Here is an 18,982-nt window from a genome sequence, read left to right as displayed (position 1 = left end):
CGGGATTGAGCGGCTGCGGCAACCCTCTGATCTGGCTGCACAGTTTCTGGACAGGAAAGCTGGCCTTGTCTAAAAGCGCTTTGGCCCGCAGATATCAGCCTTAACGTTACGGTTTGGATGGCGAGAAGCGGGTCCTAAAGCGCGATGAAAGCATCGCGCTTTGGCTCTTTGTTCGAGCATGATCTTTTCGGAAAATCGCTTCGCACTTTTCCGGATCATGCTCTAGCACACCCGATTGGATGAACATGAGCGGCGTCAACGAGATCAGGTCGACCTTTCTGAACTTCTTTGCCGAGAACGGCCACGAGATCGTGGCGTCCTCGCCCCTCGTGCCGCGCAACGACCCGACGTTGATGTTCACCAATGCCGGCATGGTGCAGTTCAAGAACGTCTTCACCGGCGTCGAGAAACGGCCGTACCAGCGCGCCACCACCTCGCAGAAATGCGTGCGCGCCGGCGGCAAGCACAACGACCTCGACAATGTCGGCTACACCGCGCGCCATCTCACCTTCTTCGAGATGCTCGGCAACTTCTCGTTCGGCGACTATTTCAAGGAGCGGGCGATCGAGCTTGCCTGGAAGCTGATCACCGCCGAGTTCGGGCTGAAGAAGGACAAGCTGCTCGTCACGGTCTACCACACCGACGACGAGGCGGCGGGCCTGTGGAAGAAGATCGCCGGCTTCTCCGACGACCGCATCATCCGCATCCCGACCTCGGACAATTTCTGGGCGATGGGCGACACCGGCCCGTGCGGCCCGTGCTCGGAGATCTTCATCGACCGCGGCGAGCACATCTGGGGCGGGCCTCCGGGCTCGCCGGAGGAGGACGGCGACCGCTTCCTCGAATTCTGGAATCTCGTGTTCATGCAATATGAGCAGGTGACGAAGGAGGAGCGCGTGGGCTTGCCGCGTCCCTCGATCGACACCGGCATGGGCCTGGAGCGCATGGCCTGCATCCTCCAGGGCGTCGAGAGCGTGTTCGAGACCGACCTGTTCCGCCACCTGATCGACGCGACCGCGTCCGCGCTCGGCAGCGGACCGAACGAGCAGAACGTCGCCTCGTTCCGCGTCATCGCCGATCATCTGCGCTCCTCCGCGTTCCTCGTTGCCGACGGCGTGCTGCCCTCGAACGAGGGCCGCGGCTACGTGCTGCGCCGGATCATGCGCCGCGCGATGCGCCATGCGCAGCTGCTGGGTGCGAAAGAGCCGCTGATGCATCGGCTGGTCTGGGCGCTGGTGCGCGAGATGGGCCAGGCCTATCCCGATCTGATGCGCGCGGAGAATCTGATCGAGGAGACGCTGCGGCTGGAAGAGACCCGATTCCGCAAGACGCTGTCGCGCGGCCTTGCCATTCTCGACGAGAAGAGCGCTGCCTTAAAGAAGGGCGACATGTTCGACGGCGACGTCGCCTTCACGCTGTACGACACCTACGGCTTCCCGCTCGACCTGACGCAGGACGCGCTGAAGTCGCGCGGCATCGGCGTCGACCAGGCCGCGTTCACCGACGCGATGGAGCGGCAGAAGGCCAAGGCGCGCGAGTCCTGGAAGGGCTCTGGCGAAGCGGCCTCCGAGGCGATCTGGTTTCCGCTGCGCGAGAAGCTCGGGGCCACCGAATTCCTGGGCTACGAGACCGAGCGCGCCGAGGGCGTGGTGTCGGCGCTGGTCAAGGACGGCACTGAGGTCACCAGCCTGAAGGCCGGCGAGACCGGCGCGATCGTGCTGAACCAGACGCCGTTCTACGCGGAGTCAGGCGGCCAGGTCGGCGACACCGGCGTGCTGACGGGCGAGGGCGGCATCAAGTTCCGTGTCACCGACACGCAGAAGAAGCTCGGCGATTTCTTCGTCCACATCGGCAAGGTCGAGCAGGGCGAAGTGAAGCTCGGCACCGCGCTGCAGCTCGAGGTCGATCATAGCAGGCGCTCCTCGATCCGCGCGCATCATTCGGCGACGCATCTCATCCACGAGGCGCTGCGCCAGGTGCTCGGCGATCACATCGCCCAGCGCGGCTCGATGGTCGCGCCCGACCGCCTGCGCTTCGACTTCGTGCATCCGAAGCCGATCACGCCGGAGGAGCTCGCCCGTGTCGAGGACATCGCCAACGAGGTGGTGCTGGAGAACGACGAGGTCACCACGCGCGTGATGGGCGTCGACGAGGCCCGCGAAGCGGGGGCCCGCGCGCTGTTCGGCGAGAAATATGGCGACGAGGTCCGCGTCGTCTCGATGGGCAGGACCGCGCGCGAGCGCGGCGCCAACGCGCTCGGCTGGTCGGTCGAGCTGTGCGGCGGCACGCATGTCAGGCGCACCGGCGACATCGGCCTGATCACGGTGACGAGCGAGAGCGCGGTGGCGTCCGGCGTGCGCCGCATCGAGGCGCTGACCGGCAATTACGCGCGCAGGCACGCCAACGACACCATGGCGCTGGCGAAGACCGCGGCGAACGAGCTGCGCACCTCCCTGGACGACGTGCCGGCGCGCATCGCCGCGCTGATGGAGGAGCGCAAGAAGCTCGAGCGCGAGCTCTCCGACGCGCGCAAGAAGTTGGCGATGGGCGGCGGCGCCTCCGCTGGCGGCAATGGCGCGGCTTCGGCGGTGCGCGAGGTCGGCGACGTCAAGCTGATGGCGCGCGCGGTCGAGGGCATCGAGATGAAGGATCTCAAGAGCCTCGCCGACGACGGCAAGAAGCAGATCGGCTCCGGCGTCGTCGCCATCGTCGGCGTCACCGAGGACGGCAAGGCCGGAATCGTGGTCGGCGTCACGCAGGACCTCACTGCGCGCTTCAACGCCGTGAACCTCGTCCGCATTGCCTCCGAGGCGCTCGGCGGCAAGGGCGGCGGCGGCCGGCCCGACATGGCGCAGGCCGGCGGCCCCGACGGCGCCAAGGCGACCGAGGCATTAGCTGCGATCGAAAAAGCGATGGCAGGCGCTTAAGTCGCCATGTCCTCCGTTCCGCGAGGACGTGGGCTTCGCGATCCCAACGTGAGGGATCGCCTCTACGAATTGCTGGAGCACGACCCGCTGGCCTATTCGGCCGGGTCGCGCTTCATCCAGCTCATCATCGGCCTCATCGTGCTCAATGTGGCCGCGATGATCCTCGCCTCGGTGCCGGAGCTGGATGCCCGGTTCGGCACGCTGTTCCAAGCCATCACCATCCTGGCCGTGATCGTGTTCGCGCTGGAATATGCCGCGCGGCTGTGGACGGTGGCCGGCCACACCCAGCGCAAGGGATCCGCGCTGGCCGACCGGCTCGGCTATGCCTTCTCGGCGCTGGGCCTCATCGATCTCATCGCGTTCCTGCCTGCGGCCATCGTGCTGGCCACCGGCGAGCACCCGACGCTCGCGGCGCTCGGCGTGCTGCCGTTCTTCAAGCTGATCCGCTATTCCCCGGCGATGCGCTCGCTGCTCGCCGCCGTGCATGCCGAGCGGCGGGCGCTGATCGGCTGCATCGTCATCCTGATCGGCGCAGTCTTGACCTTCGCCTCGCTGCTCTACGCCATCGAGCGCGACGTGCAGCCGGACAAGCTCGGCACCATCCCGCAGGCAATGTGGTGGGCAATCGTGACGCTCGGCACCGTCGGCTATGGCGACGTCGTGCCGGTGACGCCACTCGGCAAGCTGATCTCCACATTCGCCATCGTCAGCGGCTTTGCCATGATCGCGCTGCCGGTCGCGATCATCTCAACCGCATTCGCCGAAGAGGTGAAGCGGCGCGACTTCGTCGTCACCTGGGGCATGCTGGCGCGGGTGCCGCTGTTCTCGCATCTGTCGGCGGCGGAGATCGCCGACATCATGCGGCTGCTCCGCGCACGCACCATCGAGCAGGGCGAGGTCCTGGTGCGGCGGGGCGATGCGGCCTCGTCGATGTACTTCATTACTGCCGGCGAGGTCGAGATCGCGCTGCCGAGCCAGCATGTGCGCCTTAGCGACGGCACTTTCTTCGGCGAGATCGCGCTGTTGCACAAGACCAAGCGCAGCGGCACGGTGACGGCGACCCGCAAGACGCGGCTGCTGGTGCTCGACGCCCAGGATTTTCACGCCTTGATCGCGCGCATGCCGACGCTCGCCGACCACGTCCACACCACCGCCAAGGCCAGGCTCGCCGACACCGGCGACCTCGCGCTGGCGGAGCTGGCGCAGGCGGAGGAGGAAGGCGGAGCGCGCTGAGGGCCCGCGTCCTTTCCAAAGGGGTCGACAGCGGTCAACGCCGCCTCCGCTGTCGTCGCCCGGCTTGACCGGGCGACCAAGTATTCCAGAGAAGGCAGTCATTGAGCCGAGAGGCCTCGGCGTACTGGATGCCCCGGTCAAGCCGGGGCATGACAATTGGGCTTACGCCGCCAACTCCTTGCCGAGGTTCTCGGCGACCTTGTCGAGGAAGCCGGTGGTCGAGAGCCAGCGCTGGTCGGCGCCGACCAGCAGCGCGAGGTCCTTGGTCATGTAGCCGGCCTCGACGGTGTCGACGCAGACCTTCTCCAGGGTGTTGGCGAACTTGGCGAGCTCGGCATTGTTGTCGAGCTTGGCGCGGTGGGCGAGGCCTCTGGTCCAGGCGAAGATCGAGGCGATCGAGTTGGTCGAGGTCTCCTTGCCCTTCTGGTGCTCGCGGTAGTGGCGGGTCACCGTGCCGTGGGCGGCTTCCGCTTCCACCGTCTTGCCGTCGGGGGTGAGCAGCACCGACGTCATCAGGCCGAGCGAGCCGTAGCCCTGCGCGACCGTGTCGGACTGCACGTCGCCGTCGTAGTTCTTGCAGGCCCAGACATAGCCGCCGGACCATTTCAGCGCCGAGGCCACCATGTCGTCGATCAGGCGGTGCTCGTAGGTCAGGCCCTTGGCGTCGAACTCCTTCTTGAACTCGCGGTCGAAGATATCCTGGAAGATATCCTTGAAGCGGCCGTCATAGACCTTCAGAATCGTGTTCTTGGTCGACAGGTAGACCGGGTAGCCGCGCAGCAGGCCGTAGTTGAAGGAGGCGCGGGCGAAGTCGACGATGGAATCGTCGAGATTGTACATCTCCATGGCGACGCCGGCGCCGGGGGCCTTGAACACCTCCTTCTCGATCACGGTGCCGTCCTCGCCGACGAACTTCATCGAGAGGGTGCCCTTGCCCGGGAACTTGATGTCGGTGGCGCGGTACTGGTCGCCATAGGCGTGGCGGCCGATGATGATCGGCTTGGTCCAGCCCGGAACCAGCCGCGGCACGTTCTTGCAGATGATCGGCTCGCGGAAGATCACGCCGCCGAGGATGTTGCGGATGGTGCCGTTCGGCGACTTCCACATCTGCTTGAGGTTGAACTCCTTCACCCGGGCTTCATCGGGGGTGATGGTGGCGCACTTGACGCCGACGCCGACCTTCTTGATGGCCTCGGCCGCGTCGATGGTGACCTGATCGTTGGTGTGGTCGCGGTACTCCATGCCCAGGTCGAAATAGAGCAGCTCGACATCCAGGAACGGGTTGATCAGCTTGTCCTTGATGTACTGCCAGATGATCCGGGTCATCTCGTCGCCATCGAGCTCGACGACGGGATTGGATACCTTGATTTTTGCCATGATCGGAGAAGCCCTCTTGGGAACGGCGCCATCGGCGCCACGTGAATATCCGCCGCCTCTTAGCACCTGATAGCACCGGGCGAAAGCCAAGGGATTATGCACTTTTAGCCGATCCAGCCCCCACGGATGGGGAGCAAGGTCGGGCCGCGCCGGACCGGCAGGGACGAGGTTTCAGGCGAGATTCAAAAGTCGAATCCAACCCGTTATTTCCCTTGAGAATTTCGTCAGGACAGGCAAACGACGGGCGGACGACCCGGCCGGCCCAACGCGAGCCTGAAAGGCCGGCCTGAATCAATTCCTGAGAGCGCCTTGCCAAGGCCTTGAGAGTGAAAGCGAGCGAGATGTCGGGGACTGACAAGAGCAAGGCGGGACTTTCCCTCGACGGTCCCATCGTGATCCTGGTCGAGCCGCAGCTCGGCGAGAACATCGGCATGGCCGCGCGCGCCATGGGCAATTTCGCCCTGAGCCGCTTGCGTATCGTCAACCCCAGGGACGGCTGGCCCAACATTGCCGCCCAGCGCGCCGCCGCCGGCGCGGACCACATTCTGGAGAAGGTCGAATTGTTCGGTACGGTGGAAGAAGCCGTTGCCGACCTCGACCTCTTGTACGCCACCACCGCGCGCCCGCACGACCAGGCCAAGCCCGTGGTCGGGCCGGAAGCGGCAGCCGCCGAAATATCCGGGCACATCGCCACGGGAGGCAAGGCCGGTATCCTGTTCGGCCGCGAGCGCTGGGGGCTGACCAACGAGGAGGTCGGGCTCTCCAACCGCATCATCACCTTCCCGGTCAATCCGGGCTTCGCCTCGCTCAACCTTGCCCAGGCCGTGCTGCTGGTCGGCTATGAATGGTTCAAGCGGATAACGTCGGGCGAGCTGCCGCACGCGATGCCGGAGCGCTCCGAGCGCGCCTCGCAGCACCAGATGCAGGCGTTCTTCGACAACCTCGTGCGCGAGCTCGACAAGGTGGAATTTTTGCGTCCGGCCGAAAAGCGCGACACCATGCTGGTCAACCTGCGCAACATCTTCACCCGGATGGAGCCGACCAAGCAGGACATGCACACACTGCACGGGGTGGTGATGGCGATCGCCGAGGGGCGCAAGGGCCCGGCCAAGGGCGGCGTGCTCGACGGCGAGCAGGCCACGCGCCTGCGCGCGCTGCTGGCGGAGCACGGGCAGGGCGGTGGCGTCTCCGACAGCGGCTCGACCGTGCGCGGCCTCGCCCGCCTGCTCCGCCGCAATCCGACCGACGCCGAGCGCCTGCTCTGGCAGGCTCTGACCCGCGACCGCCGCTTCGCAGGAGGGTTCAAGCGCCAGACCCCGGTGGGGCGGCACATCCCGGACTTCGTCTCGTTCCCGCACCGGATCGCGATCGAGCTGGTCAATCCGGGCGAGGGCGAGGCGATCGCGGCCGATCGCGCGGGGCGGCGAAGGTGGCTCGAGGCGCGCGACTATCGCGTGCTGGACATTCGGGCAGTGGATGTGGAGCGCGATCTGGAGACAGAGCTGGTGCGGCTGCAGGGGATGATGGAGCAGGGCGCGTAGGTCGCGCGTCGGTCTCGTAGGGTGGGCAAAGCGAAGCGTGCCCACGCATTTTCGCGATCGAGAGAGAAGGTGGGCACGGCGCTTTGCGCCTTTGCCCACCCTATGGCACTACGGCTTCGTACTGGTCGGCGTCGAATGATGTCAACGTTGAAACACAACCTTGCCGCCCACGAGCGTCATGTCCGCCTTGATGTCCTTGATCTGCTCCTCAGGCACGGCCGTGTAGTCGGCGGAGAGCACCACCATGTCCGCAAGCTTTCCGGGCTCAAGGGTGCCTTTGCGCCTTTCCTCGAACGTATAGCGCGACGCCGCGCTGGTGTAGAGCCGCAGGGCCTGCTCGCGCGTAATCGCCTCTGCCGAGCCATAGACGGTTCCGTTGGGATCCTTCCGGGTCACCATGACGTACATGTTGAGGAAGGGGTTGATCGGGTTGACCGGAAAATCCGTGCCGGCGCCGAGACTGTCGAGCCCCATCTTTTCGATCAATGTCCTGGTCGGCACGGCGCGGTCGGCGGTTGCCTTCCCGAGAAATCTTTCGACGGTTGCTGCCTTGTCCCACATGAAGGCATTCTGGAAATCGACACGGGCCCCCAGCCTGTGCGCACGCTCCATCTGTTCCGGCCGGATCAGGCTGGCGTGAATGAGGACGAAGCGGCGGTCGCGGATCGACTTTTCCTTGTCCACGGCCTCGAATGCATCGAGCACCTGGTCGATGCCAAGGTCGCCGACCACGTGGACACCGACCCGCCAATCATAGCGGTTGCAGATGGAGATGAGTTGCTTCAGCCGCTCGGGCGTCTGCTGGGCCACGCCGTGATAGTTGTCGTGTGAATCGGGATACACCTCGCGCATGAGCGCCGTCTTCAGCGTCATGCCTCCGTCGTAGAAGATCTTGATGCCGGCGAACTTCAGCCAATCGTCGCCAAAACCCGAAGAGGCGCCATTGCCTGACATGATGGCTTCCCATCCGGTCAGGTCGGCTGGTGGCTCCGGTCGAAACATCACGCCGGTGCGCAACGTGGCCTTCCCGGCTGCGACAAGCTTCTGCAGCGTACGGATGTCGCGTGGTTCTGTCGCGCCTTCGATCACGCTCGTGATGCCGAAGCTGTTGAGGAAGCCTTGGGCAATGGTGAATTGCCGCATTTCGTCGTCTTCTGTCCAGGGCGGGACGGCCTTCTCGACCCGGTCGATCGCCGTCTCCACGAGCAGGCCGGTCAATTCACCGGCCGCGTCGCGCTCAAACTTGCCCCCACTCGGGTCCTCCGTGGTCTTGTCGACGCCAACCCGCTGGAAAGCCATGGTGTTCGCCATCGAGAAATGCCCGACGGTGCGAAGATAGACGGGATTGTTGGGAGCAACGCTATCGATCTCCTGCCTCGTCAGATAGCGCTTCTCGGCCAATTGTGACGGCGGATGCCAGGCGCCACCTACGATCCACTCGCCCGGTTTCTTCTTCGCAGCGAATTCCTTGATGGCCGCGAGCGCCTCAGCTACTGTCTTGGCCCGGGCCATGATGACCACATAATCGCCAAGGCCGGCGGCCTTGAAGTGAGTATGGGTATCGATCAATCCAGGAATGACGGTCTTGCCGGCTAGATCGAGCACGCGCGTTCGGGTGCCTGCAAGCGCCTTCATCGCAGCACTGGTTCCGTTTGCGAGGATCTTCCCGTCTGCGACAGCCACGGCCTCCGTGGTCGTCGATTGGTCGTCCAGCGTCAGAACCTTTCCATTGATGAGGACCAGGTCGGGTGCGTGAAGCTCCGGCTGCTGCGCCGCGACATTCGCGATGCCAGCGATCCACATGCTCGTCGCGACGATTGCAGCTGCCGTTAACTTGCAAGCCATGACGTCCCCCTTTGATCTTGCTTTTGCCGGACGAAGATCTTTCGAGGGTATCTTTGATCATACTCTGGTTCAACGCTTCTCACGTCGTGCAGCGTCCACATGGTGGGCAAAGTGGATTGTGCTTTGTGTCGGTCCCGCAGGTTCTCAGCGGGGCGTGCTGTCGCCGAAGCGGGCGGACGCGGTGACAATGGCGGCAAGCAGCGCGGCGATCAGCATGATGGCCAGTGCGGCTGTCCACCCATAGGCCTCCACAGCACTTCCGACCGCGACAGGTCCGGCCACTTGGCCGAGATTGCTGCCTTGCATCACCAGGCCGGTGACCACAGGAATGAGTGCGGCGGATGGCGCGAGCAACGGGATCGATGAGATCAGGACGGCCGGGATCAGGCCGCCGACCGCCGAGAACATGATGCACAGCAGAAGCGTGGGGGTATCGCCGAAGATCTGCAGGAAGATTCCAGGAGCTGAAAACCCCATCGCCAGATAGGCCGCAACGAGCAGCACTGAACGCCGGGCACCGCGCGCGAGCAGGTAACCGGCAGAGACATTGCCCATGATATTGCTTGCGGTGGCGAGAGCACTGAGCATGCCGGCGGTGCTATGGGAAATGTTCATCCGCTCCATCAGCAGCACCGGGATGAAGCTGAACAGCGCGAAGAACATCAGGCTGTAGAGGGCAAAGCATCCGGCCAGCAGAAGCGGGCCCTTGCTTGCCGCCACGCGCATCGCATCCGACATCGTGCGTCTCCACGATGCCGAGATGCGCTTCGGGGCCGCCGGAATACTCGTCCACGCGGCAGCCATGGCGAGCGCTGCAAGACCGGCACTGCCCCACCACAGGGCGCGCCAGTCGCTGAAGAACGTCCCGACCAGCATCGCGAGCGCAATGCCGGCCGGCATGAAACAACTCCACAGGGCAAAGGGAACGTCTTGTTGCCCGACCGGAGCTATTCTGTTCAGGATTGCCGGCCCCGCAACGATGATCAGAAGAAATCCTGCCCCCTCCAGGACGCGCGATGCGAGAAGCACCGCATAACCGGCTGCGAGCGCGCCGATGACGGCTCCGAGGATGAGCAGCCCGAGGCCGAGAATGAGACTTTGCCGATCTCCAGCGCGAGCCACGAGGGAGCCGGCGGGGATGCCGCCCAACAGGCCGAGAACAGCCAGTATCCCGGTCAGCCAGCCGGCAGCGGCGAGATCAAGGCCCAAGTCCTTTTGCAGCATGGGCGCGGCGATGGCGGTCTTCCCCACCTGGATTGCGGCAACGACACCGGAGCCTACCGCGACGCTCACCACATGCCGGTGTCCATCCCGCAAGGACGGCGCAGGTGCTGCCGCCGTCATCAAGCCGCTTCCTTGAGCCGTGCAGCGGCCAAGGCGCGAGCAATCACGGCGACATGGCGTCCCTGAAAGCGTGCCCCTGCCAGCTCATTGGCGCTGGGACGCCGATCCCCGCCGCTGCCGTCGTCGGCGAGGGTCGATGCACCGTAAGGCGAGCATCCGGTAACCTCGTCCATGCGCATCTGTCCCTTGAATGTGTAGGGCAGCCCGACCACGACCATGCCGAGGTGCAGCAACACGGTGTGCACGGAGAGAATGGTGCTTTCCTGACCGCCGTGCTGGCTGCCCGTGGACGTGAAGACACTGCCGACCTTGCCCACCAGCTTGTTCTCGAACCAGAGGCCGCCGCACTGGTCCAGGAAGTTCTTCATCTGGGAGGCCATGTTGCCAAAGCGCGTCGGCGTGCCGAAGATGATCGCGTCGTATTCGGGTAGCTCGGCCACCGCAGCGATTTCGGCGGGTTGATCGAGCTTGTAGCCGGCCCGTTGCGCCACATCGCCGGGAACCAGCTCCGGAATGCGCTTGACGATGGCGGCGGCTCCAGCGTCTCGCACGCCGCCGGCAACCTCTTCAGCCATCGCCTCGACGTGACCGTAGGACGAGTAGTACAGCACCAATACCTTCGTCATTGTCGTTGTCCTCTGCCGTCTCTCAAGGGGGAGCAGCGGAAAACATAGGACTTTGCCTGATCAGCGGAAGCGACATAAGATAGATCAGTTTGATCGATTGGATAGATCGTGCTGGACGTTCTGACGCTGGATCAGCTGCGCACATTCGTAACCGTGGCGGAAAGCGGAAGCTTCCGCTCGGCCGCGGTTCAGCTATCGCGTGTTCAGTCCGCCATCAGCCATGCCATTGCCAACCTCGAGGCTGAGCTGGGCCTGACGCTGTTCGACCGCGCGGGTCATCGGCCCGTCCTGACGGCCGAGGGCCGGTCACTGCTGGAGAACGCTCGCGACATTCTCCTCAGGGTGGACGCGATGCGAGCGAGAGCCCGCGGTCTCGGCGAGGGAGTCGAACTCGAGCTCTCATTGACGGTCGACACATTGTTTCCGATCAACAGGGTTGGAGCGGCACTAACGGAGATGCGCGCCGGCTATCCCTCGGTTTCGATCAGGCTTGCAGTCGAGCCTCTGGGTGGACCGATCACGTCGCTGATCGACAAGCGCAGTTCGCTGGCGATCGTGGTGGGCGAGGATTTCCGCGACCCGCGGATCGCGCTCGAGGCGATCTCATCGGTCGAGCAGGTTGCCGTCGTTTCCGTTAAGCACCCATTGGCGAGGCGGCAATCGCGCAACAGGATCAGCCTTCAGGATCTGGCGGATCATCTGCAGATCGTTCTGTCCGATCCGACACCGTTGACCGAAGGGCGCATGTTCGGTGTGCTTTCGCCCCAGACCTGCCGGGTCACCAATCAGGACACCAAGCATGCGATGATTCTCGCCGGCCTCGGCTGGGGCCGCCTGCCGTTCTGGCAGGTGGCGCGCGATCTGAGGGAGAGGCGCCTTGTGCGCCTTGCCACCACCGCCCTCGGACGCCGCAGCCAGGTTGCCGCAGAAGCCTATCTCGCTCACCGGCTCGACGAGCCGCTCGGGCCAGCCGCAATGGCTTTCCGCCAGGCCTTGCTGCAGCTGGCCGAGCCGTAGGGACGTGACGATGAGGTGCTGGCCTGACCGTTGACAGACCGGTTGCGTTTCGCTGACGGCTCTACGGGCTCACGCCGTCTCCAATTGCTCCGCTGCGCGCTTCTTCTTCGCCTTGGACTGGCCGAGCAGGGGGCCTGCCGTTAGTGCCGCCGTATCGGCGACGCCCGGGTCGCGCGAGATCATCGCGGCGACGATGGCGCCGTCGATGAGGAGGCCGAGCTGGTGCGCCAGCACGGCGGGCTCGCTCGAGCCGAGCTCGCCGGCGAGCTTCTCGATGTGGCCGAGCACGATCTTCTTGTGCTTCAGCGCGATGTTGCGAAACTGTTTGGCGTCCTTGTCGTGCTCGCCGACCGCGTTGATGAAGGGGCAGCCGTAGAACCGCTTTTCGGCGAACCAGCTCTTCAGCGCCGGGAAGATGCGCGTCAGCTTGGCCTGCGCGTCGCCGCCGCCTTGCTCCATGGCGGCGATGAACCATTCGCGCCACTGCTTGCCTTCGCTTTCCAGCACCGCGTTGACGAGATTGGTCTTGGAGCCGAACAATTTGTAGAGCGTGGTCTTCGCGGTGCCGGCCTCCTCGATGATCGCATCGATGCCGGTGGCGTTGATTCCATTCTTGCAGAACAGATGCGACGCGGCGCTGAGCAGGCGCCCGCGCGCGGATTCGTCGTCGCCGATGGCGGCGTGGGGCGAGGTCTTCTTCGATGACGTCTTTGCCATAAGCTGCAACTTAATCGCAGCTGCATCACATCAGCAAGCCGCATCTGGTTGGCGCTGAAAAGATTCGCATCCGCTTAAGCATCTGCTCCGCCTTTGAGCAGGAGGGGGCCGATCAATCCACCGGCAGCGACGCTAAGCGGCTCCAATGCTTCGCCTTTCGCTTTCTGGCAGGTTCTGGCACGCTCCATGCAAGAAAACAGACCGTTCGGTATCCTGCCGATTTCCACTTCTGCCAGGGAGAAGACGATGACTGCGGTCGTTCAGAAGACAGTGCTGACGGGGTGCCTCGCGCCCATCGACAAGAATGGGCTCGAGCAGCTGATCGCCAACGGCAAGGCGAATCCGAAGGTGGTCAAGACCTTGAAGTGCAAGACGGTCGCGGAAGGAAAATTCCGTCACGCCAACTACATCCGCAACCTGCCGCCCTACATCGTCGACGAGCCGCCGGGGCTGCTCGGCGACGACACCGCACCCAATCCGTCGGAAGCCTCGCTCGCCGCGCTCGGCTCCTGCCTCGCCGTCGGCCTGCACGCCAACGCCGTGCACCGCGGCTGGATCGTCAACAAGCTCGAGCTCGAGCTCGAAGGCGACCTCAACATCACCGCGGTCTGGGGCACCGGCGACACCTCGGACAAGCCGGTCGGCTTCACCGACGTGCGCGTCAAGGTCGACATGGAATGCGAAGGCATCGCGCAAGACGAGATCAACGCACTGGTCGCCCATGTGAAGAAATGGTCGCCGGTCGCCAACACCTTCACCCGGCCGGTCAATCTCGAGGTCGGCATCTAGCAGGCGGCAATCAGGACAAGGTGCGGGAGACGATCATGGGTTCACTGGCTTTATCGCGGGTCGACGTTCTGGATCAGCCCGCACCGTCCATTGCAGGCGAGGTGGCGCGGATCGCGCGGGAGCAGCTCGCCCCGCTCGCCGCCGGCATCGACGACGGTTCGGTCTATCCGGCCGAGGTGCTGCGCAACTTCGGCGCGGTCGGCGCCTGGGGCAGTCACGTGCCCCACGAAGGTCCCGCCGATCTGCGCTGCGCCATCCAGACGATGGCGGCGATCGGCGAGGTCTGCGGCGCCACCGCCTTCATGGCCTGGTGCCAGGACACGCTGGTCTGGTACGCCGCCAACTCGACCAATATGAAACTGGCGAAACGCTTCGGCGATGCGTTCTCGACCGGCCGGGTGCTCGGCGGCACCGGGCTCTCCAACCCGATGAAGAGCTTCTTCGGCATCGAGAAGCTCAAGCTGAAGGGGCGCAAGGTCGAGGGCGGCTATATCGTGCGCGGCGCGCTGCCCTGGGTCTCCAATCTCGGCCCGGACCATTATTTCGGCACCATCTTCGAGCGTGAGGACGACCAGGGCACCGCGAGCGGCGAGCCCGGCATCGCAAGCGGCGAGCCCGGCACCGTGATGTTCCTGGCCGATTGCTCGGATCCCGCAATCACGCTGACGCCGTGCAAGCCCTTCCTCGCCATGGACGGCACCGGCACCTATGGCGTGCAGTTTCGCGACGTCTTTGTGCCGGACGAGCTGATCCTCGCCGATCCCGCCGGGCCCTTCGTCAAGAAGATCCGCGCCGGCTTCATCCTGCTGCAGGCCGGCATGGCGCTCGGACTGATCAAGGACTGCATCAACATCATGGGCGAGGTTGACGGTCCCCTCGGTCATATCAACCGTTATCTGCCGCAGCAGCCGGTGCATTTCGGCGATCTCGCCGCCGAGATCGAGGCCGAGACCATGGCGCTGGCGCGCGACCCCTACAATGAGGAGGAGACCTACTGGCGCAAGGTGATCGCGCTGCGCTTGCGCGCCGGCGAGGCCAGCGTCGCGGCGGCGCATGCGGCGATGCTGCATTGTGGCGCGCGCGGCTATTTGAAGGGCCATCGCGCGCAGCGGCGCCTGCGCGAGGCCTATTTCATCGCGATCGTCACGCCGGCCACCAAGCAGCTGCGCAAGATGCTCGCTGATTCCTGAGCTCACGAGTCCACCCCCAGAAGACCACTTAACCTCAACGGAGAGGCTGCCAATGACGGACGTTCTGATCTCTGCCAGCGAACTTGCCGATCTCTTGAAGACGGAGCCGTGTGTCGTGATCGACACCCGCAATCCCGACGCCTATGCCGCCGGGCACCTGCCGGGCGCCGTGAACGTGCACGAGATCTTCACCTTTCTCGCGACGTCGACGCCCGAGGGCATCAGCGAGCTGAAGACCAAATTCGCCGACGCCTTCGGTGCCGCCGGCCTCTCCGGCAAGGAGACGGCCGTGATCTACGAGCAGTCGATGAATTCCGGCTTCGGCCAGTCCTGCCGCGGCTACTATCTCCTCACCATGCTCGGCTATCCCAAGGTCAAGGTGCTGCATGGCGGCTTCGACGCCTGGGCCGCCGCCGGTCTTCCCGTGACCAAGGACGTTCCGACGCCGGCAAAGGCTTCGTTCGCGATCGTGCCCGAGGCCGGCGAGATCCTGATCGACGCCAAGACCATGCTGTCAGCCGTCGGCAAGCCCGGCATCGCCATCCTCGACGTCCGCGACGTCGACGAGTGGATCGGCGACAGCTCGTCCCCGTACGGCAAGGATTTCTGCCCGCGCAAGGGACGCATCCCCGGAGCGGTGTGGCTGGAATGGTACCGCATGATGAAGCCGACCGCCGAGGGCCCGCGCTTCAAGTCCAAGGACGAGATTCTCGCGGAATGCGCCACGGTCGGCATCACGCCGAGCACACCGGTGTACCTGTACTGCTTCAAGGGGGCGCGCGCCTCGAACACCTTCCTGGCGCTGAAGAACGCCGGCGTGAAGGACGTGCGGATGTATTTCGGCTCCTGGAACGAATGGTCGCGCGATCCGTCGCTGCCGATCGAGCAGGGCTTGCCGGTGGCTGCCCAGGTAACAGGCAAGGCGGCATAGAACCTGCATGTTTCTCGTGGTCCGGCTGCGCAAGGCTTGGCCGGACCACGATGGAATTTGACCCGACGCGGCGGACAACGGCGTTCGCCGCGCGATGTGACAAAGGGGCGCAGCAGCATGTCCACGTTCGACGATCCGTTTGACTCCGACCGCAATCTCCAGGCCGGTTGCGTGTGCGGCCAGCACCGTTCGGCGCGGGAGCACGAGCAGGCGGCTTCGGCCTTGCGCTGCGACCCTGTCGAGAGTGAAGAGAAGCGCTACGAGGGCGTGGTCGCCTCCGCGGTGATGCGCGCGATGTTTCCGCAGGACGTGGCGCGGCGTGCTTTCCTGAAGTCCGTGGGCGCGTCGACTGCGCTCGCGGCACTGTCGCAGTTCTTCCCGCTCAAGACCGCGACCGAGGTGTTTGCGCAAGCAGGCGCGCCCGAGAAGAAGGATCTCAAGGTCGGCTTCATCCCGATCACCTGCGCCACGCCGATCATCATGGCGGCTCCGCTCGGCTTCTATGCCAAGCACGGTCTCAACGTCGAGGTGGTCAAGACCGCGGGCTGGGCCGTGATCCGCGACAAGACCATCAACAAGGAATACGACGCCGCGCACATGCTGGCGCCGATGCCGATCGCGATCTCGCTCGGCCTCGGTGCCAATGCCATTCCGTTCGCGGTGCCTGCGATCGAGAACATCAACGGGCAGGGCATCACGCTTGCCATGAAGCACAAGGACAAGCGCGATCCGAAGGACTGGAAGGGCATGAAGTTCGCCATCCCCTTCGACTATTCGATGCACAATTACCTCTTGCGCTATTATCTCGCCGAGCACGGTCTCGACCCCGATATCGACGTGCAGCTGCGCTCGGTGCCGCCGCCGGAAATGGTGGCGAACCTGCGCGCCGACAACATCGACGGCTTCCTTGCGCCCGACAACATCTGCCAGCGCGCGATCTATGACGGCGTCGGCTTCATGCACATCCTGTCCAAGGAGATCTGGGACGGCCATCCCTGCTGCAGCTTTGCCGCCAGCCGCGAATTCATCACGACTGCCCCGAACAGCTTTGCGGCGCTGACGCGGGCCATCGTCGATGCCACGGCCTACGCGTCGAAGGCCGAGAACCGCAAGCAGATCGCGGAGGCGATCGCGCCGGCCAACTACATCAACGCGCCGGTCACGGTGCTGGAGCAAGTCCTGACCGGCACCTATGCCGACGGCCTCGGGGGCGTGAAGACTGACGCCAAGCGTGTCGATTTCGATCCGTTCCCCTGGCAGTCCTTTGCGGTCTGGATGCTGACGCAGATGAAGCGCTGGGGCCAGATCAAAGGCGACGTCGACTACAAGGCGGTGGCCGAGCAGGTGTATCTCGCCACCGACACCAAGAAGCTGATGACCGAGATGGGCCTGTCGCCGCCCGCGAGCGCCTACAAATCGTTCGCGGTGATGGGCAAGAATTTCGATCCTGCCAAGCCGGAGGACTACGTGGCGAGCTTCAAGATCAGGAAGTCGTCGTGATGGGCGGCGTTCTTTCCCCAGCGTCGTCCCGGCGAACGTCGGGACCCATACCGCGTGATCTATCGATCGCGGAAGGTCGCAATACCGAACGACCGGTCTTCGCCAAATGTCGTCCTATTGTTATGGGTCCCGGCGTTCGCCGGGACGACATGCGGAGAGATCGCGCCATATGACATCCTCCCTCCGTCTCCGTGCCGGCCTCGTTTCCATCGTGCTGCTCGCTGCGTTTCTCGGCATCTGGCATCTCGCCACGCGCTCGACCGGCACCGCGGCGACGATGAGCCCGGAATATGCCAAGCTGATGGGTCTGACCGCGACGCAAGGCAAGTCCGCCATGCCCGGGCCGCTCGATGTCGGCACCAAGCTCTGGGAGCATCTGAAGCGGCCGTTCTACGACAACGGACCGAACGACAAGGGCCTCGGCATCCAGCTCGGCTATTCCATCGCGCGCGTCGGCACCGGCTATCTGCTGGCGGTGCTGGTCGCGATCCCGCTCGGCTTCCTGATCGGCATGTCGCCGCTGCTCAGCAAGGCGCTCGATCCCTTCATCCAGGTGCTGAAGCCGATCTCGCCGCTGGCCTGGATGCCGCTCGCGCTCTACACCATCAAGGATTCCTCGGTCTCGGCGATCTTCGTCATCTTCATCTGCTCGATCTGGCCGATGCTGCTCAACACCGTGTTCGGCGTCGCCAGCGTGCGCAAGGAATGGATCAACGTCGCGCGCACGCTCGAGGTCGGCACCGTCAGGCGCGCCTTCACCGTGATCCTGCCCGCAGCGGCGCCGACGATCCTGACCGGCATGCGCATCTCGATCGGCATCGCCTGGCTCGTCATCGTCGCCGCCGAGATGCTCGTCGGCGGCACCGGCATCGGCTATTTCGTCTGGAACGAGTGGAATAACCTCTCGATCACCAACGTCATCATCGCGATCCTGCTGATCGGGGTCGTCGGCATGCTGCTCGACCAGATCCTGGCGCGGTTCACGCGCATGGTCACGTTTCCGGAGTAGGGCAAGTGACCGATAAGTTCATCTCCATCGAAGCCATCGCCAAGCGCTATCCCGGCGCGGGCGGCGCCACGACCACCGTGTTCGAAAATCTGTGGCTGTCGATGGCGCGCGGCGAGTTTGCTTGCGTGATCGGCCATTCCGGCTGCGGCAAGACCACGGTGCTCAACATCCTCGCCGGCCTCGATGCGCCGAGCGAGGGCGCGGTCATCGTCGACGGCCAGGCGATCTCCGGCACCAGCCTCGACCGCGCCGTGATCTTCCAGAGCCACGCGCTGCTGCCCTGGCGCACCGTGCTCGGCAACGTCGCCTATGCCGTCAGCTCGAAATGGCGCAGCTGGGACCGTGTCAAGGTCAAGGCACATGCGCAGCGCTTCATCGATCTCGTCGGTCTTTCGGGCTCCGAGCACAAGCGGCCGTCTGAACTGTCGGGCGGCATGAAGCAGCGCGTCGGCATCGCGCGGGCGCTGTCGATCACGCCGAAGATGATGCTGATGGACGAGCCGTTCTCGGCGCTCGACGCGCTGACGCGCGGCACGCTGCAGGACGAGGTGCGGCGCATCTGCCTCGAGACCGGGCAGACCGCGTTCATGATCACCCACGACGTCGACGAGGCGATCTATCTCGCCGACAAGATCTTCCTGATGACCAATGGGCCCGGCGCGGTGCTGGCCGAGGTGGTCGAGAACCCGCTGCCGCGGGATCGCGGCCGCACCGATCTGCACCGCCATCCGCTCTACTACGCGCTGCGTAACCACATCATCGATTTCCTGGTGACGCGCAGCAAGACCTTTACGGCCGAGACACCCGGTCACGATCCGCGCAACGTGCCGGTGATTCACATCGGCAAGCCCGGACTGACGATCGCCTCGAACGGCGAGGAGCAAAGACAGACCTGGATACCCGGGCCCAGTCCCGGACTCACTGCCTGAAGAGGAG

At 64.6% G+C, this 18,982-nt stretch carries 15 protein-coding genes; 10 read left to right on the top strand and 5 right to left on the bottom strand.

The window, feature by feature from the left end; genetic code table 11:
* Positions 1–245: 245 nt before the first annotated feature.
* A complete protein-coding gene (gene alaS, locus DCM79_RS16865) occupies positions 246–2,927 on the top strand; it encodes an alanine--tRNA ligase (RefSeq protein WP_257175442.1) in 2,682 nt (893 codons plus the stop codon).
* A 6-nt stretch (positions 2,928–2,933) separates the two neighbouring features.
* Positions 2,934–4,160 carry a cyclic nucleotide-gated ion channel gene (locus tag DCM79_RS16860; protein WP_257175441.1) on the top strand — a complete coding sequence of 409 codons (1,227 nt, stop codon included), beginning with the start codon at positions 2,934–2,936 and terminating at the stop codon, positions 4,158–4,160.
* A 162-nt stretch (positions 4,161–4,322) separates the two neighbouring features.
* Here DCM79_RS16860 and DCM79_RS16855 read toward each other — a convergent pair whose 3' ends face one another.
* Positions 4,323–5,537 carry an NADP-dependent isocitrate dehydrogenase gene (locus DCM79_RS16855; RefSeq protein ID WP_257175440.1) on the bottom strand — a complete coding sequence of 405 codons (1,215 nt, stop codon included), beginning with the start codon at positions 5,535–5,537 and terminating at the stop codon, positions 4,323–4,325.
* A gap of 341 nt (positions 5,538–5,878) precedes the next feature.
* Here DCM79_RS16855 and DCM79_RS16850 point away from each other — a divergent pair, with 341 nt between their 5' ends.
* Positions 5,879–7,078 carry a TrmJ/YjtD family RNA methyltransferase gene (locus tag DCM79_RS16850; protein ID WP_257175439.1) on the top strand — a complete coding sequence of 400 codons (1,200 nt, stop codon included), beginning with the start codon at positions 5,879–5,881 and terminating at the stop codon, positions 7,076–7,078.
* 141 nt (positions 7,079–7,219) lie between these two features.
* On the opposite strand, the gene DCM79_RS16845 is transcribed toward DCM79_RS16850, so the two are convergent.
* The 3 genes from DCM79_RS16845 to wrbA form a co-directional block, all read right to left on the bottom strand.
* Entirely contained in the window at positions 7,220–8,881 is a 1,662-nt protein-coding gene (locus DCM79_RS16845) for an amidohydrolase (protein ID WP_257175438.1), read from the bottom strand.
* Between the two features lie 186 nt (positions 8,882–9,067).
* Complete coding sequence (locus tag DCM79_RS16840; protein ID WP_257175437.1) at positions 9,068–10,267, bottom strand: CynX/NimT family MFS transporter; 1,200 nt, start codon at positions 10,265–10,267, stop codon at positions 9,068–9,070.
* Entirely contained in the window at positions 10,267–10,893 is a 627-nt protein-coding gene (gene wrbA / locus DCM79_RS16835) for an NAD(P)H:quinone oxidoreductase (protein ID WP_257175436.1), read from the bottom strand. The genes DCM79_RS16840 and wrbA overlap by 1 nt, the downstream gene beginning before the upstream one ends.
* A gap of 108 nt (positions 10,894–11,001) precedes the next feature.
* Here wrbA and DCM79_RS16830 point away from each other — a divergent pair, with 108 nt between their 5' ends.
* Positions 11,002–11,910: a LysR family transcriptional regulator gene (locus DCM79_RS16830; RefSeq protein ID WP_257175435.1), complete on the top strand. Its 909-nt coding sequence runs from the start codon at positions 11,002–11,004 to the stop codon at positions 11,908–11,910.
* A 69-nt stretch (positions 11,911–11,979) separates the two neighbouring features.
* Here the strand turns inward: DCM79_RS16830 and DCM79_RS16825 are convergent, their stop codons facing one another.
* Entirely contained in the window at positions 11,980–12,627 is a 648-nt protein-coding gene (locus DCM79_RS16825) for a TetR/AcrR family transcriptional regulator (protein WP_257175434.1), read from the bottom strand.
* Positions 12,628–12,873: 246 nt separating this feature from the next.
* Between DCM79_RS16825 and DCM79_RS16820 the strand changes: the two genes are divergently transcribed.
* From DCM79_RS16820 to DCM79_RS16795, 6 genes are all read left to right on the top strand, one after another.
* On the top strand, positions 12,874–13,416 hold the full coding sequence (locus DCM79_RS16820) for an OsmC family protein (RefSeq protein ID WP_257175433.1): 543 nt from the start codon (positions 12,874–12,876) through the stop codon (positions 13,414–13,416).
* Between the two features lie 35 nt (positions 13,417–13,451).
* Complete coding sequence (locus DCM79_RS16815; RefSeq protein ID WP_257175432.1) at positions 13,452–14,606, top strand: acyl-CoA dehydrogenase family protein; 1,155 nt, start codon at positions 13,452–13,454, stop codon at positions 14,604–14,606.
* A gap of 52 nt (positions 14,607–14,658) precedes the next feature.
* Positions 14,659–15,537, top strand: coding sequence for a sulfurtransferase (locus DCM79_RS16810; RefSeq protein ID WP_257175431.1), 879 nt, complete (start codon positions 14,659–14,661; stop codon positions 15,535–15,537).
* Positions 15,538–15,654: 117 nt separating this feature from the next.
* On the top strand, positions 15,655–17,037 hold the full coding sequence (locus DCM79_RS16805; RefSeq protein WP_257175430.1) for a CmpA/NrtA family ABC transporter substrate-binding protein: 1,383 nt from the start codon (positions 15,655–15,657) through the stop codon (positions 17,035–17,037).
* 169 nt (positions 17,038–17,206) lie between these two features.
* Positions 17,207–18,046 carry a nitrate ABC transporter permease gene (gene ntrB, locus DCM79_RS16800; protein ID WP_257175429.1) on the top strand — a complete coding sequence of 280 codons (840 nt, stop codon included), beginning with the start codon at positions 17,207–17,209 and terminating at the stop codon, positions 18,044–18,046.
* A 5-nt stretch (positions 18,047–18,051) separates the two neighbouring features.
* A complete protein-coding gene (locus DCM79_RS16795) occupies positions 18,052–18,975 on the top strand; it encodes an ABC transporter ATP-binding protein (RefSeq protein ID WP_257175428.1) in 924 nt (307 codons plus the stop codon).
* The last annotated feature ends 7 nt before the right edge of the window (positions 18,976–18,982 follow it).

It is taken from the genome of Bradyrhizobium sp. WBOS07, assembly GCF_024585165.1.
Taxonomy (GTDB): domain Bacteria; phylum Pseudomonadota; class Alphaproteobacteria; order Rhizobiales; family Xanthobacteraceae; genus Bradyrhizobium; species Bradyrhizobium japonicum_B.
This window is presented reverse-complemented; position numbering and strand designations above follow the sequence as displayed.